The sequence below is a fragment of the Clostridiales bacterium genome (assembly GCA_017569285.1).
Taxonomy (GTDB): Bacteria; Bacillota; Clostridia; order Christensenellales; family Aristaeellaceae; genus Aristaeella.
On record CP069419.1, the window covers coordinates 796656 to 822492 of the forward strand.

Genomic DNA, 25837 nt, shown 5'->3' on the forward strand with positions numbered 1-25837 from the left:
CCGCATCCGGTATGGAGGGTAAAACGAAATGATCGTCGAAATCGAAAAAGCCCGCATCGAATGTGTGGAATCCAGCCAGGACGGCACTTACGGCAAGTTCGTAATCGAGCCCCTGGAGCGCGGCTTCGGCCATACGCTCGGCAATTCCATGCGTCGGGTACTGCTTTCTTCCCTCCCCGGCGTGGCAGTTTCTTCCGTGCACATCGAGGGTGTGCAGCATGAATTCTCCACGATTCCGGGCATCAAGGAAGATGTGACCGAAATCATCCTGAACCTGAAGTCCATTGCCTGCAGAATGTTCACGGACGGACCCAAGCAGCTGTCTATCGACGTCAAGGGTCCCTTCGAGCTGAAGGCCGGCGACATCAAGACGGATGATGAAGTCGAAGTTGTCAACCCGGACCTGCATATCGCCACCCTGAACGAAGAAGCGCACCTGCAGATGCAGCTGACGCTCGAACGGGGCCGCGGTTATGTCAGCGCCGACAAGAACAAGACCGCCAGCATGCCCATCGGTGTGATCCCGATCGATTCCATCTTCACCCCCGTGAAGAAGGTCAACTACATCGTGGAAGACACCCGTGTCGGCCAGATCACCGACTACGACAAGCTGACGCTTGAAATCTGGACCAATGGCACGCTGAAGCCTGAAGAGGCGATTTCCAGCGCCGCCAAAATCCTCACCGAGCATCTGACCCTGTTCATCAGCCTGACCGACCGCGTCATGCCCGTAAGCATGGTCCAGCCCGAAGAGGATAAGAAAGACAAGGTTCTGGAGATGACCATCGAGGAACTGGATCTTTCCGTCCGCGCCTACAACTGCCTGAAGCGTGCCGGCATCAACAGCGTTGCTGAGCTGGTGCAGAAGAATCAGGAAGATATGATGAAGGTTCGCAACCTCGGCCGCAAGAGTCTGGAAGAAGTTGAGCAGAAGCTCAATGCGCTCGGACTGGGCCTGCGACCCAACGAAGACTAAGAGGAGGAAAACCCCATGGCTAACCAACGCAAGCTGGGTCGCACGGCTGATCAGCGCAAGGCGCTGCTCCGCAATCAGGTGACCAATCTGATCTGGAACGGCCGCATCGAGACGACCGAGGCCAAGGCCAAGGAAGTCCGCCGGATCGCGGATAAGATGATCACTCTGGCTGTGCGCGAATGCGACAACACGGTTTCCACCACCAAGGAAACCCATAACGACAAGGGCCAGCTGGTTACGCTGGACGTCGTCAACGATGCTCCTTCCCGTCTGCATGCCCGCCGGATCATGATGGCTTACCTGTATGATCTGAAGGAAACCAAGCAGCAGGATGAAAGCAAGGCGGATTACCGCGAGCGCACCAAGGACAACAAGCATCCTGTGGTGGAAAAGCTCTTCCGGGAAATCGGACCCAAGTACAAGGCCCGCAATGCCGAAAAGAACTGCTCCGGCGGTTACACCCGCATCTACAAGCTCGGACCGCGCCGCGGCGATGCCGCCGAGATGGTCATTCTCGAGCTCATCTGATTGATTTATTTCCACACATCAAGCAAGCACAGCCCTTCCCTGACGCACAAGGGGAAGGGCTTCCCTGTTTGTGACCGGAGGAACCCGTATGAAGGAATTGTATTCTGCTGAAATGCTGGCATCCCTGAACGGCAAACTGAAAAAGCGCTGGATCCTGGTGGGTGTCATTTCCGCGCTGCTGCTGGCCGCCTTTGTCTGGTCGGTGGTCATCCGCGTGGAATGGCTCTCCATCGTCCTCCTGGCGCTGCTTGACGTATTCCTGATCTTTTTCATCGAGATGTTCTGCAGGCCCCTGCTGGACTACCGGAAGCTGGTGGTCTCCGCCCTCTCCGGGCGCAGCCATGACCGGGTGATGGAATATGTCCGCACAGATCCGGATCTGTCCCGCGTGGACGGGGTGTCCTGCATCAGCCTGATTTTTCTCGGGGATGCGGACAAACACGGTTCCCGGGAACAGCTCCTATACTGGGATGAGGAAATTCCGCTTCCTGCCCTGCAGGAAGGGCAGCCCTATACGGTCCGGTTTACCGGGCGGAATATCATCGCAATCGGTGAATAAATCTGCCCTTATTCCGGAATTTCCGTGGAAAAGTTGTCCCGTGTGATATAGAAAAGGGTCCCCCCGTCAATGGTCACGGCATCATGCATGCCGTCCCAGTCACTCAGTATGATCGTATGCGCTCCGCCGTTCACCGTGCGGAGCGTTATTTTAGTGTGCGCGTTTCCGGTTTCCGCATCTGCCGGCAGTCTCCCGGTGATGTTCACCGTCAGCAGTCGGTCGTACATTGCGGTAAATGCATCCCAGGAGATTTCAGTGCCGTTCCTCAGGCAGGCCGTCCGGGCTTCACCGGTATCCTCATCCGTCACGACTTCCCGCTTCAGCGTGTATTCCGTCGTACTCCCGTTCTTCTCCACCGTCATGCTGTCCAGGCTGTTCAGCGGGGTGGCAAAGAGGTACCGGGCCGCCGTATCCAGCGGTTTCGTTTTCAGGAAGGGGGCCAGCGTCATATAGGCCACCTTGTCAATCTCATTCCCGAACCGGACATAGTGGTACAGTCCGTCTTCGCTTTCGGCGATATCAATCACCACGGTGCTCTCCGGCCGTTCCACCACATCATATACACCGTTTCCGGACACCTTGCCGGTGGATCCCGCCGCCATATGCAGGGTCAGCGTCCAGGCCGGCTGGAGCAGGCCGCGTTTTTCCAGGTTTTCCCCGGTGGCTTCCTCCACAAATATGCCCAGGTGCAGGCCTTCCGCGGCGTTTTTCAGGGTTTCAATGCTCTCGTCATCCGCGGGATACTGCATCGGTACGGTGATCTCCCAGTTTGTGGAAACGTCCCGGTCGGTGATACTGCCCCGCAGCCGCCATTCCGCGGTCACATTCCCGTCCGCTCCGGCAATCGTGATCCGGTCCAGCAGTACAGCAAAAACCTCCGGCTGGTTCACCGGATGCAGGATATCCGGTGACGGGTCCAGGTCCTCCGCCTGCCCGCGGGAAATGGCAAACAGGCGGTCGTCACCGTCTACGGTCATATAGTACCATTCCCGGTCACCCGGTACCGGGTCGCCGAGCCGGATGGTGATCTCCTGTCCGTCCGAAAAACGGGCACGGGCGGTCACGGAGGGTTCTTCCAGGCCGAACAGTGCCTCGCTGCCCCGGTAATCCTCCGGATTGTCCGTCAGCACTTCCTCATAGGCCAGGTTGGCCAGCGATTCAAGCAGCATCTGCGCCGTTGCGGATTCAGCTGCCCAGTTCTCCTCCCCGTTCAGGTGCATCTTTCCGTCTTCTCCCCGGGTCAGCGTCCAGGATTCCTCACCCTTCCGGGTAATGGTCACGGATTCCACTTCTTCCGTTCCGCGGTTCATCAGGATGCCCCCGGTCACGGGAAGATCCAGTATTTCCGTTTCCGTTTTCCGGGTCAGGAGCACAGCGGCAGCCACGCTGCCGGCCAGCAGCAGTGCCGCAGCCGCGATCCACAGCGCGCGCCTGTGTTTATTCCCCTTCCGGGTTTTTCGGTCAACATGTTGCATGGTTGCTTCTCTTTTCTCCGGTTCACCGGTTCCTGCGCCGGGCCAGTACCAGCAGAGCGGCCAGCAGGACGGCTGCAGGCAGCGCCACCAGCAGGACGGATCCCAGCATCGTGCTTCCGGTACCCAGGGTGGGATGCAGTCCCACCTTCGGCATAATGCTCAGGTTGGAAGCTTCCATATCCAGCAGGTAATCCATCACCCGGATCGTCAGCTGCTGTCCGTTGGTCATGCTCAGGATCCCCTCATTCACCAGCGCTTCGGTACAGCCGATGATAAACGCCCGGGAGAGGTGGCCTTCCGTCGTAATCCGCCAGGACTGCAGGGCCAGTGCGAACGGGCCAGCCATTCCGGTATCGGTCAGTTCTCCCGCTGCCCCGGAAGTCATCAGGCTCGCGGTTTCCCCGCTCTGCAGCACCACGGAAGTCGTCATGTAATTGTCAGTATCCTCCGGTATTTCAAATGCGGTGGCATCCGGCATCATAATCTCAGTCATCCCGGATGCAACCAGGTCAATCGTCATGTCGGTGGACAGCATTTCTGGCAGCAGCCAGTTCCTGTACACATCATAATAGGTGTTATCCGCCGAAGCATCCGCAAAAACCACTCCTTCCACGCATTCAAATCCGCAGCTGCGCAGCAGGATCCGGTAATTCGGCATTCTCTGCATTTTCCCGTCGTCCAGGTAATCCCGCGTAAACAGGAAGCTTCCGCCCTGCCGGGCAAAGGCATTCAGTTTCTCCAGTTCGGTATCGCTCAGGTCCTGCCGCGGGCTGAAGAAAACCAGTACGTCCCGCGGATCCGGCTGGAAATCCTTATCCCCGGTGTTGGCGTATACGACCTCGTACTGATAGGCTTTCAGCAGGTTTTCAAATGTTTCCAGATCCCCGGCGCCCCATTCATCATGCCCCTGGATGATGACAACCTGCGGTACCCGTTCCCGGGTCACATAGTGGATGGCTTCGGTCAGGAGGACTTCGGAATTCCACATTGCGCTTACTTCGGAAGTCTCCGTCTCGGTCAGCCAGGTGGCATATTCCGCCGGACCGATCAGCCGGGATCGGCCGGTATCCTCACACCAGACAATCAGTCCTTCATCCTGCGGTGTTCCCTTGTCGGTTGTAAAGCGGGAGACCAGCGCCGGGTTCAGTGCGATGTCCGCCTGTTCCCAGGTGATCCGGGAGCTGGCTGCTGCATAACGGTCCAGCAGCTCCATCAGCGGGACATCCTCGTCTCCGTTCCGGAACAGTGCCCAGATATGCACGTCATGCCCAACGTTTTCCAGCACATCCTGTGTCTTTTCACTGTAGGTGCTTGCGCTGTTGAACGACAGGTCAATCCGCAGCCCATTCCGCTTTTCCAGCGCGTCCGCGCCGATGCAGAGGGCGGTCAGGGATAGTGCAAGCATCACCAGCAGCATAGCGGATACCCCGCTGTATTTCCATTTCTTCACCCGGATTTTCCGGCTTTCCCGGTCCGCGGCTTTCTTCTTCCGGATCCCGCGGCGGATCCGCTGCATCACGGATTCCTCCGGCTTCCCGGTGCCGGTCCTTCTCCGGTCCAGGCAGTACACGGTCAGCGTCAGGAACAGGGCGATGAATGCCAGGTCAAAGATGATACACGCAAAGCTCAGCTGTCCTGCCTGGAACGTCATATTACGCCTGTACAGGGATACAAACTTCAGGATATCGGACACCCAGACGTTTCGCACAGCGGTCTGCAGCAGGTCGAGAATCCACAGCATGAAATTGGCGCCGAATGCCAGCACCGCCGCGGTCACCGGTGTCGCCGCGCAGCCCGACAGGAACAGGTCCATCGCGGCAAAGGCGCATCCTTCCAGGATGAATCCCAGGTAGTTCACCGCCAGTTCCGCGGGGAATACCTGTCCGTACAGCGCCACAATCAGGACGTACGGCAGTGTCAATCCGGCTGTGATCAGCAGCACTGTTACCGCCGCCAGGTACTTGCCTGACACAATGCCCGGCAGGGAAACCGGACTGGTCAGCAGCAGCTGGTCCGTTTTTTTCTGCCGTTCCTCCGCCAGCAGCCGCATCGTCAGGATCGGGCTCACCAGCATCCAGATCGCGCTGATTTCCGTGAAGAATCCCGGCAGGTTGCTGCTTCTCCGGCTCAGGATATCCAGGTAAAAAAGAACCGAGGAAATCGCGAGGAACACGCCCAGGAACACGTAACCCACCGGGGTATGGAAATACCCCCGCATCTCCCGTTTCCAGATGGCCTTCACGCGGTTTCCTCCTTTCTGTTATTCATTGTTCCTGTCCGTCTCCCGCAGGAAAACTTCCTCCAGGGTCTCCTTTTCCACTCTCATCATCCGCACCGGAATGCCCGCTCCCGCCAGCAGCCGGAATACCCGATCCGCTGCCGCACCGGCATCCCCGCCTGCCTCCATCACCAGCCGGGCTTCCGTCACCCCGTTCTCTTCCGCGGGCAGGAGTTCTGCCCGGATATCCGTGTCCAGGTGCTGCAGCCGCGGCATCACCGTGCCCTCTTCCCCGGCGATCTTCAGCCGGATCCGCAGCGTCCCGGTCTCCGGCTCATTCCGGTCAAAGTCGCGCACCATTCGCCCGCCGTCCAGGATAATCACCCGGGAGCACAGCTGCTGTACTTCCGACAGGATATGGCTTGAAAATACCACCGTATGCTCCGCCTGCAGCCGTCGGATCAGTTCCCGGATTTCCACCGTCTGCTTCGGATCCAGGCCGACGGTGGGCTCGTCCAGGATCAGGATTTCCGGTGATCCGCACAGCGCCTGGGCAATTCCCGCCCGCTGGCGGTAGCCTTTGCTCATATGGCCCAGCAGGCGTCCGCGGGTTTCCTGCAGGCCGCACAGGGTCAGGATTTCCTCCACGTGCGCCGGGATCGCTTTTGCGGTCACTTCCCGCAGTTCACACACGAACCGGAGGTATTCCTCGGTAGTCATTTCATCATACAGTGGCGGCCGTTCCGGCAGGTATCCGATCATATGCCGGCATGCCCGGGCGGATTCCAGCATGTCCATGCCCCCGATCCGCACCGTCCCTGCCGTCGGCGGAAAATACCCCGTAATCAGGTTCAGCGCGGTGGTTTTTCCCGCGCCGTTCCGTCCCAGCAGTCCCACGGTCTCTCCCTTGCCGATATGCAGGGTCACATCCCGCAGGCCGTATATCGCGCCATATTTCTTGGTCGCATGTTCCAGTTCAATCATGTCTTTCTCCGCAGGACCACGTTTTCCGCGCCCAGCGCCTCCTTCAGGCGGGCCAGCCCGTCTTCATTCCCGCTGAACCAGCTGCTGCGGGGGCACAGCAGCGTCATTTTCTCCGCAGGAATGTGCATATAAACCGGAATGTCGCCGCTGTCCAGCGCCAGCATAGCCTGCGTCCGGTCCATATCCTTCCTCTCCAGCCGCAGGAACAGCTTGGCTTCCGCCAGTTCCGCCGCCTTCGCGTCGGGAATCAGCGGCTGTTCCGGCTCCTTCTTCACCGGAGCTTTTTTCCAGTCATCCAGGCGGGCAATCCGCTCCGCCAGCAGCTTCGGTGCTTCCTCTTCCCGTACGCTGATCTTCCCGCTGATCACCACCGCCTCATCCTCCCGGATCAGCGGCTGGTACCGCTCAAACACCCGCGGAAATGCCAGGCACTCAATCTGGCCGGTCATATCCTCCAGCGTCAGGAAGGCCATATAGTCGCCCTTCTTGGTCGCCTTTCCCTTCACCTCGGTCAGGATACCGCCCATATCGACAAACATACCATCCAGGTCCTGTCCGTCTTCCTCGCCGTCTTCCACGCGGGCAGCGGTCATGGTCATATCCTTCAGCACGTCGGCATAATCATCCAGCGGATGTCCGGTCATATATACGCCGGATGCTTCCTTTTCCATCTGCAGCTTCACCCGGGCCGGGCAGTCCGGCAGGTCCGGCAGGCGGATCTGCGCACCCATCATGGCCGGGCTTTCGTCCTGCCCGAACATGTCGAACAGGCTTACCTGTCCGCTCACATTCTTCTTCCGGATGGACTGGTTGGCGTCCATCGCCGTTTCGTACACGGCCAGCATCTGCGGCCGGTTGGCGCCCATCCCGTCGAACGCGCCGGCCTTGATCAGGCTTTCCGTCACGCGCTTGCTGCAGTCTGCCGTGTCAATCCGGCTGCAGAAATCAAAAATGTCCCGGTAAGGTCCGCCGTTTTCCCGCTCCCGGATCACGGCGTTCACGGCGTTTTCCCCGACGCTCTTCACCGCGCCCAGGCCGAACAGAATCGCGGTTTTCCCTTCCGCATCCCGGGCGACCGTAAACTTCCAGCGGCTCCGGTTGACATGGGGCGGCAGTACAGGGATTCCCCGCCCGCGGCAGTACTGGATATAGCCGGCGATCTTGCCGGTGTTGCCGTATACGCTGTTCAGCATTGCCGCCATAAACTGCACCGGATAGTAATGCTTCAGCCAGGCGGTCTGCATGGCGACCACGCCGTACGCGGCCGCGTGGGACTTGTTGAACGCATAGCTCGCGAAGGCGATCATTTCATCGTAGATCTCATTGGCGACCTTCTCCGGCACGCCGTTGCGCACGCATCCGGGTACCTTCACGTTCCCGTCCGCGTCCGTCATTCCGTGCACGAAGATCTCGCGTTCCTCTTCCATGACCTTGTGCTTTTTCTTGGCCATGGCGCGGCGCACCAGGTCGCTCCGGCCGTAGCTGTACCCGGCCAGGTCCCGCACAATCTGCATCACCTGCTCCTGGTACACCATACACCCGTAAGTTACGTCCAGGATCGGGCGCAGCTTCTCCGTCTTGTACCGGACGCTGGATGGATCCACCTTCCCGGCGATATAGCGCGGAATGGAATCCATCGGGCCGGGCCGGTACAGGGAGATCGCCGCGATAATATCCTCAAAGCAGGAGGGCTTCATGCTGGTCAGGAACCCGGTCATTCCCGCGCCTTCCATCTGGAACACGCCGTCCGTATCCCCCCGGCAGATCATCTCGTAAACAGCAGGATCATCCAGCGGGATATCCTCCGGCTTCATGTCGGTGCCGGCTTCCCGCATCATATCCAGCGTATCCCGGATCACTGTCAGCGTCCGCAGGCCCAGGAAGTCCATCTTCAGCAGGCCCAGCCGCTCAATGATGCCCATGGGATACTGCGTGGTGATCACGTCATCGTTGCGCTGCAGCGGTACGAACTCCACCACGGGTTTGCCGGTGATCAGCACGCCGGCGGCGTGCGTGGAGGCATGCCGCGGCATTCCTTCCAGCGTCATCGCCGTATCGATCAGTTCCTTTACCCGGGGCTGTTCATCCACCATCTGGCGCAGCATGGGGGAAAGGTTCATCGCCTTTTCCAGCGTGATCCCCAGGTCCATGGGCACTGCCTTGGCCACCGCGTCCGTCTCCTGGTAGCTCATTCCCAGCACGCGCCCGACGTCGCGCACCACGCCGCGGGCTGCCATCGTACCGAAGGTGATAATCTGGCTCACATGGTCCGCGCCGTATTTCCGCGCCACATAGTCAATCACTTCCTGCCGCCGTTCATAGCAGAAGTCCACGTCAATATCCGGCATGGTCACCCGCTCCGGGTTCAGGAAGCGTTCAAACAGCAGCTGGTACTTCAGCGGATCCAGCATGGTGATGCCCAGGGAATACGCGACAATGGACCCGGCGCCGCTTCCGCGGCCCGGTCCCACCATGATTCCCTGGGATTTGGCATAGTGGATGAAATCCCAGACGATCAGGAAGTAATCCACATAGCCCATATGTTCAATTGTAGACAGTTCATACTCCAGGCGCTGCCAGGGTTCATCCCCTTCCTTCGCCTCCGGATACAGCCGGCGGATGCCTTCGCTGCACAGCCGCCGCAGCATTTGCTCCGCGGTTTCGCCTTCGGGCACCGGATACTTCGGCAGCCGTGTCACGCCGAACTCGAATGTCACATTGCACCGGTCAGCGATTTCCCTTGTCCGCTCCAGTGCGTCCGGCACCTGCCGGAACAGGGCGCGCATCTCTTCCTCGCTCTTGACATACAGTTCGCTGGTCTCCATCCGCATCCGCTGGTCGTCTGCCAGCGTCTTGCCGGTCTGGATGCACATCAGCACTTCCTGTGCGTGGGCGTCCTTTTTCTCCAGGTAGTGGCAGTCGTTCGTCGCCACCAGCGGCACGTCCATCTCCCGCGCGATGGCGATCAGCCGGGGAAGGACCGTCTTTTCGTCCCGCAGGTTATGGTCCATGATCTCGATATAGAAGTTGTCCTTCCCGAAGATCTCCTGCATTTCCCGCACATAGGCATGGGCGCTCTCATCCTGCCCGTTCAGCAGCATCTTCGGCAGGTCGCCGCTCAGGCAGGCGCTCAGGCAGATCAGGCCCTCGTGGTGTTCCCGGATCAGGTTGTAATCGATGCGCGGTTTATAGTAGTACCCGGTCAGGAATCCTTCGCTGATCAGGTACATCAAATTCTGGTATCCTGTGTTGTTTTCGCACAGCAGGATCAGGTGGCTGTTCTCCCGTCCGGTGGGAGACCGGTCCGTCCGGTCCCGGCACACATAGGCCTCACAGCCGATAATCGGTTTGATTCCCGCGTCTGTCATCGCCGTGTAGAATTCGATCGCGCCGTAAAGCACACCGTGATCCGTCACGGCACATGAATCCATGCCCAGGTCTTTCAGCCGCTTCACCAGCGGCTGGATCCGGCAGGCGCCGTCCAGCAGGCTGTATTCCGTATGCAGATGCAGATGCGTAAAGCTCATACCGTTCCCGTATCCTTACTGAATGCTTTCCATGATGGTTTTGGTCATGTCCGCGGCGGTCTGGCTGGTATACCAGAACTCAATCTGCCATACCTTGTCCCCGTCCCGCAGGATGTATCCGATGGCTTTCCCGTCCGGATTGCTGGCAGTTACCCGGTATACGATCATCTCGACTCCGTTTACCGTCGTCATCCGGGGATCGTCCACGTCATCCGCCAGGTTGGGAATCATGTCCGCCAGTTGCTGCAAGCCGCTCCCGTTTGCGGAGGTAAACAGGATTTCCAGTCCCAGGGATTCGGAAACATAGGCAAAGTCTGCCTTGCCCGGATTCCCGGGCCCGTCATATTCCATACTGTCCGGCAGTGTCAGCGTATACCGGGTTCCCTTCAGCTGGACGTCCTGGTCCGCGAAGGCCGTCCCGGCCATCACAAGCAGCAGTACGAAAACCAGTGCGGCAATCCGTCTCATCATGAATCCCGTCTCCCTTCCAAAATACAACGCGGGGCGGAAACTCCGCCCCGACGTTGTTCAGGTCTTTTTTCAGTCGCAGCCGGAGTTTTCAGGTCCTCTTTCTCCGGTTACTATTTTACTGCTTCGTGTAATACTTGTCCACCGTTTTGTACATATGGGCCCGCAGTGCGAGGCACAGTACAAGCAGTGTGCCTGCCAGCACCGCGAACACAGGCCAGATGCCCCATCCGGCGTTGATCATGAAGTAGGTGCCGACAGCCAGGAGGATCAGGATTGCCCAGCTGATCAGCATGGAGATCAGCACACCGAAGTTCTGCTTCACCGCTTCCTGCTCCGTCGTCCAGTTCAGCTTCGGATGCTTGATGTCATGGGCCAGTGCGATGCAGGCCGCGGCATACACATACAGCGCGCAGAGGACGAAAGCCAGGAGGGCTTCCAGCCTTGCGGCGGGGAATACAATCACCAGGGCAATGGTCGCGGCAAGCATACCAAGCAGGGACAGACCGCAGCCGACGGTGAACTTCGCCTTGATCAGCGTATGGCCGGATACCGGCAGGCCGATCAGGAAGTCATGGCCTTTGCCTTCACGGGTGACCGCAGTGCTCAGTGCCGGGTTCATTCCGCCGACGTATGCCATCATCGCCGCCAGGATACCCATCACCAGGGCGGGATTCAGCGTGCTGAAAATGGCCTGGAGGGATTCTCCCTCATCACCGATCTTGCTGCCGACAATCACTGTCATCATAATCACGAAGAGCAGCGGCATGAAGCAGATCGGGATGATGTTCATCATGTAGGAAGGCACCCGGAGGATTTGCTTGAACTCACGTTTCACATTGGCGAGGTAAGCGTTCCCTTCCCGGATGGCGCCCTTCCGGATGCCGCCCTTGGCGGAGGATGCCGGCGTCTCGGTCACCAGCAGGCTTAGCTTCCGGTACGGATAGCCCAGGATCCAGATCACCAGGGCAATCGCCGCAATGCTCACCAGTACAAACAGTCCCAGCTTCGCCCAGTTGCCCAGGATGCCTTCCGCAGCCCACGCGGCCGGCGGGAACAGGCCGGTCATCGACTGGATTCGGGCGGTGTTGCTCAGGATCAGCTGGGAAATCATTTCCCCTCCGTCCGCCGCGTCACCGGTAATCTGCCCCACGTTCATCATCAGGAACATATACGCGATAAAAAAGGCGATTCCGCCCACCGTCGCGATGATCTCCCGGTGCTTCCACAGCGCCGAGATCCGGATCACCAGCGCGGATACCAGGCTGATAATCGCAACCGGCAGGATTGCGGCGGTCAGCCACACAATCACCATCCGCAGGTAGAAATCCGCGGGCATGCCGGCCCGGATCCCGTACTGGATGCATGCCGGCAGGATAATCACCGCGTCAATCGCGGTTTCGGAAACCCATACCTGGGCGAGCTTTGCGCTCAGTACTGTCCGGCTTTTCACCGGCAGTGCAGCGATATACGCTGCGTCCCGGCCCATGTACAGGCTGCTCATCACGAAGAAGAATGCCATGATCAGCGTGGCGCCGGTTGCCAGGATCACCGACAGGCTCACGATCACGTCGCCCATTCCCATCGGCATCAGCAGGTCCAGAGCTTTCTTTTCAATGAAGTACAGGAAGCCCGCCATGTATACAATCAGGATCAGGACCGCGATAAACATGCCGACCGTGCGGCCGCGTTTTTCTTTGAATGCCGTCTTCAGGTTCTTCGGTTTCATGTCCGCGAAGCGGCTCAGCAGCTGCAGTCTCAGCAGCGGAAAAAAGCCTGTCATGCCTCTTCGCCTCCGTCTTCCGTCAGCTCCAGGAACAGCTCTTCAAGGCTTGCGCCGACTTCGCCGGATCGCAGCTCGTCCAGCGTGCCCAGTGCCTTCAGGGAACCGTGGTTGATCACACCAATCCGGGTGCACAGCTTTTCCGCTACTTCCAGTACGTGCGTGGAGAAGAACACGGTGTTTCCTTCCTTGCAGTGCCGGATCATTTCTTCCTTCAGCAGGTGTGCCGCGCGGGGATCCAGGCCGCCCAGGGGCTCGTCCAGGATCCAGACCGGCGGGTTGTGGATCAGCGCGCCGATCACCAGCAGCTTCTGCTTCATACCCTTGGAGTAGGAGCGCACCTGGTTGTTGATCGCGTCCTCCAGGGAGAAAATATCCAGGTACTTCTCAATATGTGCTTTGCGCTGGGCTGCGCTCACCTGATATACGTCCGCCATAAAGTTCAGATACTCCATGCCGGTCAGCCGGTCATACAGGTCGTTTCCGTCGGGCACAAAACCGATCAGGCGCTGGGCTTCCAGCCGTTCCAGGTCCATCCGGTGCCCGGCCATCGTCACGGTTCCCCCGTCCGGCGTCAGGATACCGGTCATCAGCTTGATGGTGGTGGTCTTGCCGGCGCCGTTCGGTCCGATAAATCCGAACAGTTCGCCGCCGTTCACCGTCAGCGTCAGGTCATCCACCGCCTTGGTGTTGTTTTTTGCGTAGGTTTTCGTGACATGTTCCAGTGTAATCATGGTCTTTCGTCCTTCCTCACGTATTGCCGTTGGCAATTCTCTTTGTTGACATTGCGGATTGTATCACAATATTGCCGGGAAAAAAACTCTTTCATTGCGCAAAATAACCGTTCTTATTTTGCAAACCGCACGCATGCAGGATCCTCATTCCTTCGCGGGCCGTGAAAAAACCGGGTTTCGCGGAATCCGCGGAACCCGGCTGTATTTCAGGTGTTTTTTCTTCAGTTTCAGTCTGCCCGGTAAATCTGTACGCACAGGGCGCCGTCGTCATTGGAGCAGGCTTCGATCCGGATCGGGAAAGGGTATTCATTGATCCAGCGCTGGTTCAGTTCGCTGTTGCCGACGGCCGCGTCGCAGTGGATCGGCAGGTAGCTTGCGCCGTTTCCGCCGTGCGCCCGCCGCTGGATAATCCGGATCTTCGGCAGCTGCACCACCACATTGTACAGCGTGCTCGACACCTGGCAGGTGCCGCCGCCGTAGCCCGCGGTCGTTCGGCCGTCCACCAGCACGCCAGCCTTTTTGTAGCCCTTGCTGGCGTTGTACCGGCCCATCAGCCTGTTGGCGTTGAATTCCTCACCGGGATTGATGACCACCGAGATGAACTGGCAGCCCAGCTTGATGTTGTGGATCCGGTTAATGTTCTGCTCAATCTGGATCATCTTGTAATAGCTGGTATAGGCGCCGATGGGGCAGTCCGGATACAGCATTTCGTCCGTGGGGCTCACCGGCTTCAGGTCCGTCAGCTCACTCGGATCAATGTACCCGTAGCTGCGCATGTAGTTCACCATGGCCCAGCCGTCGTAGAACTGCCAGATGGAGATTGTCGTGCCCGGCTTCAGGATCACCCAGTTGTTCCCGTCATCGCCGCTTCCCTGGAAGGGATCCATGGTTTTGCGCACGTGGCAGGTGCTTGCGGTCGTCGCGATATAGGCATGCTTCTGAGCATTGAACGGCGGTGTATTCACGGGATCCAGCGGCTTGATGGTGTCCAGGCTGAACCATTCCCGCTTCACATAGCCGATCTTGTTTTCCCTCGTCCGTACGATCAGCCACTGCAGCCCGACGTACAGGATATCCACCTGCCTCGAGCTGCCGCTGTTGCTGACAACCCGCTTGGATTTGACGTCCATCTGGGAAAAGATGCTGTACTTTCCGATCAGGGTGCCGGTGTAGATTGCCGGGGAGTTTTTGTTGAAATCCTTCAGCGTCGGTTCCGGGTAAACCTTGCCCGTCACCACATACATGCTTTCATCCACTTCGTCCAGGCTGCGGATTTCGTCCTCTTCCTCGCTCGAAAGCTCAATGTCCTCATCATCGGGCTCCTCTGCCGCGGCAAAGCATATGCCGGTCAGCATAACCGCCATGCAGAGCAGTGCGCATATCAAACGCTTCATGCGTTCAACTCCCTTCATCGTATACGAAGTCATTATCCCCGTTTTCCCCTCCCGTGTCAAGTTTTCAGTGCCGTCTTCCCGGGAAAACTAAATATCAAAATGTTGTGTTCCCCTTTCCTTTCTGCCCCATTTTATGGTATACTATGATGTCTGTTTATGGACATATCTGATCAAGGAGTGGACTCATGGCATCGCAAACCTATAACGCCGGGAATATTCAGGTACTGGAAGGCCTGGAGGCCGTCCGCATGCGTCCCGGCATGTACATCGGAACCACGTCCTCCCGCGGCCTGCACCACCTTTTGTGGGAGATCGTGGACAACGCCATCGACGAGGCCGCCAACGGCTTCGCCGATGAGGTCACCGTCACCCTGCATAAGGACGGCTCCGCCTCCGTGTGGGACAACGGCCGCGGCATGCCGGTCGATGAGCATCCGACCATGCATATCCCCGGCGTTGAGGTCATTTTCACCGTCCTGCACGCCGGCGGCAAGTTCAACAGCGAAAACTACGATTATTCCGGCGGTCTCCACGGCGTGGGCGCCAGCGTCGTCAACGCGCTGAGCAAATGGCTCACCGTGGATGTGTTCCTCAACTGGACGCACTACCGCATGGCCTTCACCTCGGAATACAATCCGTCCTCCAAGAAGGTTGAGGCTGGCAAGCCCGTCGGCCCGCTGGAAATCGTCGGAAACACCCGGAAGAAAGGCACCCTGGTCCGTTTCCTCCCCGATGATGAGATCTTTGAGGATATCCGTTTCCAGACGGAGACCGTCGCGCGTCGCCTGCAGGAACTGGCCTACCTCAACAAGGGCGTCCGCATCACCTTCACGGATGAACGCCTCGCAGATCCCGAAAGCCGCACCCGCGTCTTCTGCTACGACGGCGGCATCACCGATTACGTCCGCTACCTCAACGCAGGCAAGAATGCCCTGCAGGAGGATATCATCTACCTGGAAGGCCGGCGGGATTCCATCATCTGCCGCGCCGCCATCCAGTATACCGACGGCTACACGGAAAGCCTGTTCTCCTATGTCAACAACATCAACACGCCGGAAGGCGGCACGCACGAGACCGGTTTCAAAGCCGCCTTTACCAAGTGCTTCAACGATTACGCCCGCCGGTCCGGCCTCCTGAAGGAAAAGGACAACAACCTCGCCGGCGAGGACTTCCGCGAGGGGCTCACCTGCGTGCTCACCACCATGGTCAAGAATCCCCAGTTCGAGGGGCAGACCAAGGGCCGCCTCGGCAACAGCGAGGTTCGTCCGGCGGTGGAAGCCATCGTCTCCCAGCAGCTGGCGGACTGGCTGGACAACCTGAAAAACCAGGAAGCCGCCACGGCGATTGTGACCAAGGCCGTCCGTGCCGCGCAGGCGCGGGAGGCCGCCCGCAAAACACGGGACAACATCCGCAAGGCCAGCGCGCTGGAAGCGGCGCCCCTGGTCGGCAAGCTGGCCAGCTGCACCGGCCGCAAATGGGAAGACAACGAGCTGTTCATCGTGGAGGGCGACTCCGCAGGCGGCAGCGCGAAGCAGGGGCGGGACCGCCGTTTCCAGGCCATCCTGCCGCTCCGCGGCAAACCCCTCAACGTCGAGAAAAAGCACCTGGACCAGGTGCTCGCCAATGAGGAGTTCCGTTCCCTGATCACGGCGTTGGGTACCGGCATCGATGAAGGCTTCTCCCTGGAAAACCTGAAATACGGCAAGGTCATCATCCTCTCCGATGCGGACCAGGACGGCGCGCACATCCGCGCGATCCTGCTCACCTTCTTCCTCCGCTATATGAAGGACCTGATCACCGGCGGCCATGTGTACATCGGCATGCCCCCGCTATACAAGGTACAGAAGGGCAGCAGCGTCATCTACGCGTACGACGACAAGGAGCTTTCCAAAGCCACCCGCGCCGCCGGCAAGGGCTATACCCTCCAGCGGTACAAAGGCCTGGGCGAAATGAACCCCGAGCAGCTCTGGGAGACCACCATGGATCCCTCCCGCCGCAAGCTCATGCGCGTCTCCATCGAGGACGCCGCCCTCGTCGACCGTCTCACCACCGTCCTCATGGGCGACAAGGTCGAGCCCCGGCGCGACTATATCAGCGAACACGCGGACTTCAACCGGCCAGACAACTTTGAACTGCCGGATAACCAGCGTGCCGCGCAGGAAGGAGGGAACTGACCGTGCCGAAGAAGAAGGAAGATCAGCCGATCGTGAAGGACGATCCCTCCCGGATCCTGGATATCAACATGGAAGACGTCATGCACAACAGCATGATGCCCTACGCCGAGCACGTCATCCTGGAGCGTGCCCTCCCCCGCGTGGAGGACGGCCTCAAGCCGGTCCAGCGCCGCATCCTGTACACCATGATGGAGCTGGGCACCACCCCGGACAAGCCGCACCGCAAGTGCGCCCGTATCGTGGGTGACTGCCTCGGTAAATACCATCCCCACGGAGACTCCTCCGTCTACGGCGCCCTGGTCCATATGGCGCAGGATTTCTCCATGCGCTGCACCATGGTCGACGGCCACGGCAACTTCGGCTCCATCGACGGGGACGGGGCGGCCGCCATGCGGTACACCGAAGCCCGCATGACACCCCTGGCCATGGAGATGCTCCGGGATATTGAAAAGGACACCGTTCCCTTCCGGCTCAACTTTGACGATACCCTCAAAGAGCCGGACATGATCCCCGCCCGCTTCCCCAACCTGCTGGTCAACGGTGCCAACGGCATTGCAGTCGGTCTGGCTACCAACATCCCCACCCATAACCTGGGGGAAGCGGTCCGCGCCGTCCTCGCGCAGATGGACGACCCGGATATCTCCCTGGATGATCTCATGAAAATCCTTCCCGGCCCGGACTTCCCGACCGGCGGGGTCCTGGTGGATAACGAGGAGATCCGCCGCGGCTATGAAACCGGCCGCAGCAAGCTGACCCTCCGCGCCCGCGTGCATGTGGAGGATGGAGCCGCCGGCCGCAAGCTGCTGGTCATCACCGAAATCCCCTACCAGATCAACAAGTCCGCCATGCTGGAGAAGATCCTCAAGCTCAGCGAGGAGAAAAAGGCCGCGCTGGGCGGAATCTATGACATCCGCGATGAGAGCGACCGTACCGGCATGCGCGCCGTGGTCGAGCTCAAGCGCGACGTCGATCCCCAGCGGGTACTCGCTTACCTCTACAAGTACTCCGACCTGCAGGTCACCTTCGGCGTCAACATGGTCGCCATCGCCGGCGGCAAGCCGGTGCTCCTCAACCTCAAGCAGCTGATCGCCCACTATGTGGATTACCAGAAGCAGGTCGTTACCCGCCGCACGGAATATGAGCTCCGCCAGGCCAAAGCCCGGGCCCATATCCTGGAAGGCCTGATGATCGCGCTGGATAACCTGGACGAAGTCATCGCCCTGATCCGGGCCAGCAAAAGCCCGAAGGAAGCCCGCATCGGCCTGATGGAGCGTTTCAGCCTCACCGAGGTCCAGGCGCAGGCCATCCTGGATATGCGCCTCCAGCGCCTCACCAACCTGGAAGTGGAAGCCCTGCGCAAGGAATACGCGGACGTGCTGAAGCTGATCAGCCGGCTGGAAGGCATCCTGAAGAGCGAGAAAAAGCTTCGTGAAGTCATCCGCAAAGAGATGGAGACCATTGCGGAGCAGTATTCCGACGAACGCCGCACCACCCTCGAAAAGCCGGTTGACGCGCCCGTGGAGTTGCCGGACAATACCCCCGTTGCCGAGGATGCCGTGGTCATCTTCACCCGCGGCGGATACCTCAAGCGGGTCTCCCCGGTGCAGCTGAAGCGTACTCCGCTGCCCACCGTGGAGGAAAGCGAGCCGGACAGCGCCCGCTTCCAGCTTGCCACGACCACCGCGGAAACCCTCTACATCTTCACGAACCTGGGCAACTGCTACCCGGTTTCCGTCGGCAAACTGGCGGAGATCAAGCCCCGCGACCGCGGCCAGCTCCTTTCCGGTGTCCTGGCCGGCCTGGAGGAAGGCGAGCAGGCGCTGCTCATGCTCACCGCGGATTCCGCTGGCCTGAAAGCCATGCCGGACTTCCTGTTTGTCACAAAGAAAGGCATGATCAAGCGGACCGCCGCGGCGGAATACGATGTCCGTTCCCGCAAGTATCCGGCGCTCTCACTGAAGAAGGGCGATGCCCTCCTGGATATCCGGCCCGCTTCCGGGCAGGATGACATCCTCCTGGTCTCCCGGGACGGCATGAGCATCCGTTTCCCGCTTGCCGGCGTGCCGGCCCAGGGCCGGATTGCTTCCGGTGTCAAAGCCATGTCCGTGGAAGCATCGGATGAAGTTATCTGGTTCAGCCAGCTGTCTGAAAAGGATGAGGTCATCCTCTTCTCCGAGCGCGGCTGGGCCAAACGCATTCCCCAGCTGGATTTCGAGTCCCAGAACCGCGGCGGCAAAGGCGTCCGCTGCTTCTACTTCAACAAAAACGGGTCCAACGGCCGCGTAATCGCCGGTATCCTGCGCGCAGACCGGGATACGCCGGTGACCCTCCTGGTCACCCAAGCCCGTTCCCCCATGACCCGCCTCGACAAGGCGGAAATCCTGCTTCAGAACCGCCAGGGCAAAGGAATGCCCTATCTGATGGCCATCCTCGATGATATCGTCACCGCGCTCTACGGTGTCGAAACCGTCCCGGATCCGGCCCCGGTTACCAATCCGTAAATATAAGGAGGAGAATCACAATGGGTAGACCCAACAATTTCGGCGGCTTCGGCGGCGGAGCCAACATGCAGCAGCTGATGCGCCAGGCACAGAAGATGCAGCAGCAGATGCAGGAAGCGCAGGAGCAGCTGGACGCTGCCGAGTATGAAGCTTCCGCGGGCGGCGGCATGGTCTCCGTCAAAGTGACCGGCAAGCGCGAGCTGACCGCCATCACCATCGATCCCCAGGTAGTGGATCCCGATGATATCGAAATGCTGCAGGACCTGATCCTGGCTGCGGTCAACGAAGCGCTCCGCAAGGGCGAGGAAGCCCGCGAGTCCGCCATGAACCGCATGGCTCCCGGGATGGGCGGGTTGTTCTGAGATGAGCAGCCAGATTGAACCCATCGAAACAATGGCAGCGGAGCTTCACCGCCTGCCCGGCATCGGCGTCAAAACCGCCCAGCGGCTGGCATACTTTGTTGCCTCCATGCCGCTGGAGGAAGTGCGCAGCCTGTCCGTCGCCCTCTGGGAAGGGCGGAAGGCAATCCACTTCTGCAGTGTCTGCGGCAACTATTCCGCCGGGGACACCTGTTCCGTCTGCGCCGATCCGGCCCGCCACAACGGGCAGGTCTGCGTTGTCCGGGATCCGCGGGATGTGGCGGCGATTGAGCGCACCCATGAATACCACGGGCTGTACCATGTGCTGCACGGCACCCTGTCGCCCATGGAGGGCATCGGCCCGGATGATATCCACATCCGAGAGCTGATGGCGCGCGCCGGTTCCGAAACGATTTCCGAAGTCATCCTGGCCACCAACCCGGATGTGGAGGGGGAAGCAACCGCCTCCTATATCGCGCGGCTGCTCAAGCCCATGAACATCCGTTGCACCCGGATTGCCCACGGCGTCCCGGTCGGCGGTGACCTGGAGTATACCGACGAGGTAACGCTGCTCAAGGCGTTGGAAGGCCGGCGGGAAATATGAGCTACGAATTCTACCTGTTGCTGGCCTGCCTCGTGCTGCTGGTCATCCTGCTGGTCCGCCAGGCTTCCCTGTCCCATCAGCAGGAAAAGGAAGGAATGCGCCAGGAACACAGCCTGACCGTCCTCGGTAACCAGCTCCTGGACAGTCTGGACGCCCAGCATGACGGAATGGTGGAATCCCTGCAGAACACCAACCAGCATCTGCTTTCCACCATGTCCCAGATGGGCCAGAACCAGACCTCCCTGCTCGAGAGCATGCAGCGCCAGGTTCTCCTGTCCACCCGGAACCAGGAGGAAAAGATCAACACCCTGCGCCTGGAAAACGAGCGCCAGCTCGGTGAAATGCGCCGTACGGTGGACCAGCGCCTGTCCGAAAGCCTGGATAAAAAGCTGGATTCCAGCTTCGCCCAGGTCAGCCAGCGGCTGGAGTCCGTCTACAAGGGCCTCGGCGAAATGCATACCTTGGCTTCCGGCGTCGGTGACCTGAAAAAGGTCCTCACCAACGTCAAAACCCGGGGCATCTGGGGGGAAATGCAGCTTGGCAGCCTGATCCGCCAGGTGCTGGCTCCCGGCCAGTATGAGGAGAATGTTGCAGTCGTACCGGGCTCCGCGGACCGGGTGGAGTTTGCCGTCTGCCTGCCGGACCAGTCCGGCGGCATGGTTTACCTGCCGGTCGACAGCAAATTTCCGCAGGAAGACTATGTCCGCCTGGTGGATGCTTCCCAGGCCGGTGACGCGGCCGCGGCGGACGCAGCCCGGAAGGCGCTCGAAAAGCGCCTGAAGGACGAGGCGAAGAAGATTTCTTCCAAGTATGTCTCCCCGCCTTCCACCACGGATTTTGCCATCATGTTCCTGCCCATCGAGGGCCTCTATGCCGAGGCGCTGCAGACCCCGGACCTGGTGGATTCCCTCCAGCGGGATTTCCGGATCATCATTGCCGGCCCCGGCACCTTTGCCGCCATGCTGAACGCCCTGCAGATGGGCTTCCGCACGCTGGCGATTGAAAAGCGCAGCGGCGAGGTCTGGCGCCTGCTCGGGGAGATCAAAACCGATTTCGCCCGCTTCACGGAAATGCTGGAGGCAACGCGCCGCCGGCTGGACCAGGCGGGGGAAACCATCGATTCCGCCGTTTCCCGCACGCGTACAATCCGGAAAAAACTTTCCAATATCGAAACCGATGTTCCGGAGCTTCCGGAATCCCCGGCGGAAGCGGATCCGTTCCGTCTCCCGGACGCCTGACACAGGAATTCTTTGGATGTTTCCAATCAACAATAAACGCAAAGGAGAATGACTGCCATGTCCATCAAAACTGAAGTCTGGGGCAAATCCCCCAAAGGAAAAGACGTACACAAGTTTACCATGACCAATGCCATGGGCGCCTCCGTTACCGTGATCGAGTGGGGCGCGATCTGCACCTCCATCATTGTGCCGGATGCCGGCGGCAATATGGATGACGTGGCCCTGGGCTTTGATACACTGGAAAAGTACATCGGGCCCCACGGCTGCATGGGGGACACCGTCGGCCGTTACGGCAACCGCATCGGCGCCGGCAAATTCTCCATCGACGGAAAGCAGTACCAGGTCGCCCTGAACGACAACGGCATCAACCACCTGCACGGCGGCAATGTCGGCTTCTCCGCCCATTTCTGGACCGGCACCGCGAAGGAAGGCGAGCATGAGGATTCCGTATCCTTCCACCGCATTTCCCCGGACGGCGAGGAAAACTATCCCGGCAACCTGGATGTCACCGTCACCTATACCTGGAATGACATGTGCGACCTGATCATCCGCTACCAGGCCACCACCGACAAGCCCACCCTCTGCAACCTCACCAACCACACCTACTTCAACCTCGGCGGCCATGCCCACGGCACCGTCAAGGATCATGTCGTCGCCATCGAGGCCGATGTGATCACCAAGGTGGACAGCCACCTGATCCCCACCGGCGACTATATGCCCGTTGCCGATACTCCCCTGGACCTGCGGGACGGCCTGTTGCTCGAGGAAGGCCTCGAAGTCATGGATACCTGCCCCCAGATGATTCCGGCCGGCGGCTATGACCACAACTTCGTCCTCCGCAAGGGCGAAACCATAGGCATCGCAGCCAGCGTTTACCATGAGGATTCCGGCCGCTACATGGAAGTCATCACCGACCAGCCCGCCATCCAGCTCTACACCGCCTGCACCACCCACGCCGAAGGCGGCAAAGACGGCGCGGTTTACGGACATTACTCCGGCTTCTGCCTGGAAACCCAGCACTGCCCGGATGATCCGAACCACAGCAACTTCCCGGGCACGACCGTTCTCCGTCCCGGCGAAAAGTACGACACCACCACCATCTACGCTTTCCGTGCGGATGACTGATTCCAGAACGAATGAAGCGCCCGGAGCTTTCGCTCCGGGCGCTTTCATGTTTCACAGGGAATTCCGGTTGTTCCGGATCCTTCTCAGATTTTCTCTGCCACCAGTTTCTTCAGTTCATCCATGAACGCTCCGACGTCGGTGAACTTGCGGTACACTGCGGCAAAGCGCACATAGGCGACGTCGTTCAGTTCCTTCAGCTCCGACATCACCATATCGCCGATCTTCTCGGAGGGAATTTCCCCTTCCATGGTGGCGTAAGCTTTCTGCTCCACACGGGTCACAATCTCGTCGATCTGCTGCATGCTCACCGGCAGTTTGTCGCAGGCATGCAGGATACCGGCTTTGATCTTCTGGCTGTCAAAGCCTTCCCGGCGTCCATCCCGTTTGACGACGAACAGGGGGCTCATCTCCACCTTTTCATAGGTGGTGAACCGCCGTCCGCAGTTCATGCATTCCCGGCGGCGGCGGATGCTGTTGCCGTCGTCCGTGGGGCGGGAGTCAATCACTTTGCTGTCCAGGCAGCTGCAAAACTGGCATTTCATCGCCTATTCCTCCGATCAGCCGAGTTCGGCCAGGTCTTTGTACAGTTCCTTGTTGGCGGTGTAGAGCTTCTTGAACACTTCGTAAACCTTGGCATATTTCGGAACGTTTTCCGCAATGGGTTCCTGGGCCGGATTCACATGGATCATCGCCCGGCAGGCTTCCTGCACGCTGCCGTACAGTCCCGCGCCAACGCCCGCCAGGATGGCAACGCCCAGCGCCGGGCCTTCGGTATTCACGGTCGTGGCCACAGGACAGTTCATCACGTCAGCCAGCATCTGCCGCCACAGGGGGCTCTTTCCGCCGCCGCCGCAGGCCAGCATGGTTTCAGGGGCAACGCCCATTCCCGCCAGCACGCCCAGGCAGTCGTTCAGGCTGTAGGTCACGCCTTCCATCACGGCACGCAGCAGGTCACGCCGCTGGTGCATCGCGCTCAGGCCGAAGAAAATGCCGCGGCAGTCGCTGTCCAGGTGCGGGGTCCGTTCGCCCATCAGGTAGGGCGCGTAGATCAGCTTGTTCGCGCCGATGGGGCTCTGGGCCGCTTCCTGGTTGGTCAGTTCGTAGGTGTCCACGCCCATGGCTTCCGCGGTGGTCTTTTCCGCCGCGCAGAAGTTGTCGCGGAACCACTTCAGGCTCAGGCCAGCCGCCTGGGTCACGCCCATCACATGCCATGCACCGGGAACGGCGCAGCAGAAGGTATGTACCCGGCCCTTGGGGTCGATCGCCAGCTTGTCGGTATGTGCGAATACCACACCGCTCGTTCCGATGGTGGTAAAGGCTTTTCCGTCCTCCACCACGCCGGTGCCCACAGCTGCCGCCGCGTTGTCACCGGCGCCGCCGACGACCAGCGTATCTTCGCTCAGTCCGGTCAGCTCCGCGGCCTTCGCGGAGATATGGCCCGTCACTTCGCAGCTTTCATAAACCTTGGCCAGCATACTCTTGTCGATATCCAGGATGCCGAGCAGTTCATCGCTCCAGCAGCGGTTCGGAACGTCCAGCATCTGCATGCCGCTGGCGTCGGAAACCTCGGTGGCGAAATCGCCGGTCAGCATAAAGCGGACATAGTCCTTCGGCAGCAGCACATGCTTGCACTTCGCGTAGTTTTCCGGTTCATGGTTGCGCACCCAGATCAGCTTGCTCAGGGTAAATCCCGGCAGCGCGGGGTTCGCGGTAATGCGGATCAGGTTGTCATAGCCCACCTTCGCGGTGATCTCTTCGCATTCCTTCGCGGTCCGCTGGTCGCACCAGATAATGGAGGGGCGGATCACCTCATCCTTTTCATCCAGCATGACCAGGCCGTGCATCTGGCCGCTGATGCCCAGGGAAACAACATCCTTCCTGTCCACGCCGCTCTTTTCAAGCACGGTGCGGATGGTGCTGACCGCCGCGTTGTACCAGTCCTTGGGATCCTGTTCCGCCCAGCCGTTCTGCGGCTGGTACATCGGGTATTCCACCGTCGCGGAGCAGATGCCTTTGCCGTTCTGGTCAAACAGAACCGTCTTTGTACCGGATGTTCCCAGGTCAATACCAAGCAGATATTTCATGTCCTTTTACCCCTCTGTCCACAAAATATAGTAGTTCGCTGTAAACTTAATTATAAGATTGTGGTTATACCCTGTCAAGCAGAAGACACACTGTGTACAGGTTATGTTCAGAGCACTTTCCTCCCGGGTTCACGGCCTCAGTCGTCATCATCCAGGAGCCAGTCAAGCTCTTCCGCTTCCTCCACCCAGTCCGGCTCTTCCCTTTCCTGCCCCGGACTGATTCCGCACCTCGGGCATGCCGGGTACTGCTGCGCGAATACCGCCCCGCAGCGGGAGCATTCGTATTCATCCGGGCTAAACAGATGGGTGTGCCGGATCCAGTGCGGTTCCCGGTTCTTCCTCATGGCTCATTTCCCCGCTTTCCGGCCGTACAGGTCGTTCATCTCCTCCGGGGCTGGCATCTCCATACCGCCGAAAACATACCCGTACAGGATTTTCATATCATTATGTCCCATATTGTACTGGAGATAGGTCACGTTCTCATCATCACGGAGTGCTTCGCCCAGTTCTCGTGTCTGAATGGCAATCCGGAATGCATCCCCGGCGGATGCGCAGATGGTCACGTCCCACGATGTCAGGTATTCCCGGTAAAAATCCGCATTATAATATACGCTTTTATATGCCCGGTTAGCCCCGTCCAGGATAAACAGCTTTCCGGTATATCCTTCCTCCGCCAGTTCCCGGGCCAGCTCAACGGCCGGATACCCGCCGGAGGAATAACCCACCAGGTTCATCTCATATCCTGCCTCTGCCCACGCCAGCAGCTGCGGGCGGATATCCCGGATTACCACATCGCTGGCCCGGGAGTTCAGCACATACTGGCTGTCTCCCTGCGGAATCAGGAGCATCCCGTCTTTTGCCGCAATATCGGCGCATTTCCGGATTGCGAAAAAGTAATCCCCGGAGCCGGCAAACAGGACATACCGTTTCCCGGTATCCTCCTCCGCTGCCGGCTGAAGCAGGCAGTCCGTCTTTCCAAGGCGGATCACTTCCGCGAACGCGGAATGAACCAGCAGGATCAGCAGTGCAAGAATGACAGCTCCTGCCTTTCGCATCCCTGCTCCCTCCTTTCCCTCCGGTGATCTGTTTCCGGTTATTTCTTCAAA

Annotated in this window: 21 protein-coding genes; 9 read left to right on the forward strand and 12 right to left on the reverse strand. The window is 59.5% G+C overall.

Going from position 1 to position 25837, the window contains the following annotated elements; translation table 11 throughout:
* The first annotated feature begins 31 nt into the window (after positions 1-31).
* The 3 genes from JNO48_03460 (at position 32) to JNO48_03470 (ending at position 2063) form a co-directional block, all read left to right on the forward strand.
* Entirely contained in the window at positions 32-976 is a 945-nt protein-coding gene (locus tag JNO48_03460; GenBank protein ID QTE69670.1) for a DNA-directed RNA polymerase subunit alpha, read from the forward strand.
* Positions 977-991: 15 nt separating this feature from the next.
* A complete protein-coding gene (locus JNO48_03465; GenBank protein ID QTE68981.1) occupies positions 992-1504 on the forward strand; it encodes a 50S ribosomal protein L17 in 513 nt (170 codons plus the stop codon).
* An 88-nt stretch (positions 1505-1592) separates the two neighbouring features.
* Positions 1593-2063, forward strand: a complete 471-nt coding sequence (locus JNO48_03470; protein ID QTE68982.1) for a hypothetical protein — start codon at positions 1593-1595, stop codon at positions 2061-2063.
* An 8-nt stretch (positions 2064-2071) separates the two neighbouring features.
* Here the strand turns inward: JNO48_03470 and JNO48_03475 are convergent, their stop codons facing one another.
* The 8 genes from JNO48_03475 to JNO48_03510 all read right to left on the reverse strand — a co-directional run bounded on the left by JNO48_03475 (position 2072) and on the right by JNO48_03510 (position 14646).
* Entirely contained in the window at positions 2072-3538 is a 1467-nt protein-coding gene (locus JNO48_03475) for a DUF4340 domain-containing protein (protein QTE68983.1), read from the reverse strand.
* A 22-nt stretch (positions 3539-3560) separates the two neighbouring features.
* Complete coding sequence (locus JNO48_03480) at positions 3561-5780, reverse strand: Gldg family protein (protein ID QTE68984.1); 2220 nt, start codon at positions 5778-5780, stop codon at positions 3561-3563.
* An 18-nt stretch (positions 5781-5798) separates the two neighbouring features.
* Entirely contained in the window at positions 5799-6740 is a 942-nt protein-coding gene (locus JNO48_03485) for an ABC transporter ATP-binding protein (protein ID QTE68985.1), read from the reverse strand.
* Positions 6737-10267 (reverse strand): DNA polymerase III subunit alpha, encoded by a 3531-nt coding sequence (locus JNO48_03490; GenBank protein QTE68986.1) that lies wholly within the window; start codon positions 10265-10267, stop codon positions 6737-6739. The genes JNO48_03485 and JNO48_03490 overlap by 4 nt, the downstream gene beginning before the upstream one ends.
* A 15-nt stretch (positions 10268-10282) precedes the next feature.
* Positions 10283-10738: a hypothetical protein gene (locus JNO48_03495; GenBank protein QTE68987.1), complete on the reverse strand. Its 456-nt coding sequence runs from the start codon at positions 10736-10738 to the stop codon at positions 10283-10285.
* A 115-nt stretch (positions 10739-10853) separates the two neighbouring features.
* Positions 10854-12518: a hypothetical protein gene (locus tag JNO48_03500; protein ID QTE68988.1), complete on the reverse strand. Its 1665-nt coding sequence runs from the start codon at positions 12516-12518 to the stop codon at positions 10854-10856.
* On the reverse strand, positions 12515-13252 hold the full coding sequence (locus tag JNO48_03505; GenBank protein QTE68989.1) for an ABC transporter ATP-binding protein: 738 nt from the start codon (positions 13250-13252) through the stop codon (positions 12515-12517). The genes JNO48_03500 and JNO48_03505 overlap by 4 nt, the downstream gene beginning before the upstream one ends.
* A 227-nt stretch (positions 13253-13479) precedes the next feature.
* Complete coding sequence (locus JNO48_03510; GenBank protein ID QTE68990.1) at positions 13480-14646, reverse strand: VanW family protein; 1167 nt, start codon at positions 14644-14646, stop codon at positions 13480-13482.
* A gap of 185 nt (positions 14647-14831) precedes the next feature.
* Here JNO48_03510 and JNO48_03515 point away from each other — a divergent pair, with 185 nt between their 5' ends.
* From JNO48_03515 to JNO48_03540, 6 genes are read left to right on the forward strand one after another with little or no spacing between them, the layout of a single operon-like run.
* Positions 14832-16820 carry a type IIA DNA topoisomerase subunit B gene (locus JNO48_03515; protein ID QTE68991.1) on the forward strand — a complete coding sequence of 663 codons (1989 nt, stop codon included), beginning with the start codon at positions 14832-14834 and terminating at the stop codon, positions 16818-16820.
* 2 nt (positions 16821-16822) lie between these two features.
* Entirely contained in the window at positions 16823-19321 is a 2499-nt protein-coding gene (locus JNO48_03520) for a DNA topoisomerase 4 subunit A (protein ID QTE68992.1), read from the forward strand.
* A 20-nt stretch (positions 19322-19341) separates the two neighbouring features.
* Entirely contained in the window at positions 19342-19683 is a 342-nt protein-coding gene (locus tag JNO48_03525) for a YbaB/EbfC family nucleoid-associated protein (GenBank protein QTE68993.1), read from the forward strand.
* 1 nt (position 19684) lies between these two features.
* Positions 19685-20284, forward strand: a complete 600-nt coding sequence (gene recR / locus JNO48_03530) for a recombination mediator RecR (GenBank protein ID QTE68994.1) — start codon at positions 19685-19687, stop codon at positions 20282-20284.
* Complete coding sequence (locus JNO48_03535) at positions 20281-21522, forward strand: DNA recombination protein RmuC (protein ID QTE68995.1); 1242 nt, start codon at positions 20281-20283, stop codon at positions 21520-21522. Before recR ends, JNO48_03535 begins: the two co-directional genes overlap by 4 nt.
* Before the next feature lie 57 nt (positions 21523-21579).
* Complete coding sequence (locus JNO48_03540) at positions 21580-22647, forward strand: galactose mutarotase (protein QTE68996.1); 1068 nt, start codon at positions 21580-21582, stop codon at positions 22645-22647.
* An 83-nt stretch (positions 22648-22730) separates the two neighbouring features.
* Here JNO48_03540 and nrdR read toward each other — a convergent pair whose 3' ends face one another.
* The 4 genes from nrdR to JNO48_03560 all read right to left on the reverse strand — a co-directional run bounded on the left by nrdR (position 22731) and on the right by JNO48_03560 (position 25786).
* Entirely contained in the window at positions 22731-23189 is a 459-nt protein-coding gene (nrdR, locus tag JNO48_03545) for a transcriptional regulator NrdR (GenBank protein QTE68997.1), read from the reverse strand.
* A gap of 15 nt (positions 23190-23204) precedes the next feature.
* On the reverse strand, positions 23205-24731 hold the full coding sequence (xylB, locus tag JNO48_03550; protein ID QTE68998.1) for a xylulokinase: 1527 nt from the start codon (positions 24729-24731) through the stop codon (positions 23205-23207).
* 137 nt (positions 24732-24868) lie between these two features.
* On the reverse strand, positions 24869-25075 hold the full coding sequence (locus JNO48_03555) for a hypothetical protein (GenBank protein QTE68999.1): 207 nt from the start codon (positions 25073-25075) through the stop codon (positions 24869-24871).
* A gap of 3 nt (positions 25076-25078) precedes the next feature.
* Positions 25079-25786, reverse strand: a complete 708-nt coding sequence (locus tag JNO48_03560) for a hypothetical protein (GenBank protein QTE69000.1) — start codon at positions 25784-25786, stop codon at positions 25079-25081.
* Positions 25787-25837 lie beyond the last annotated feature (51 nt).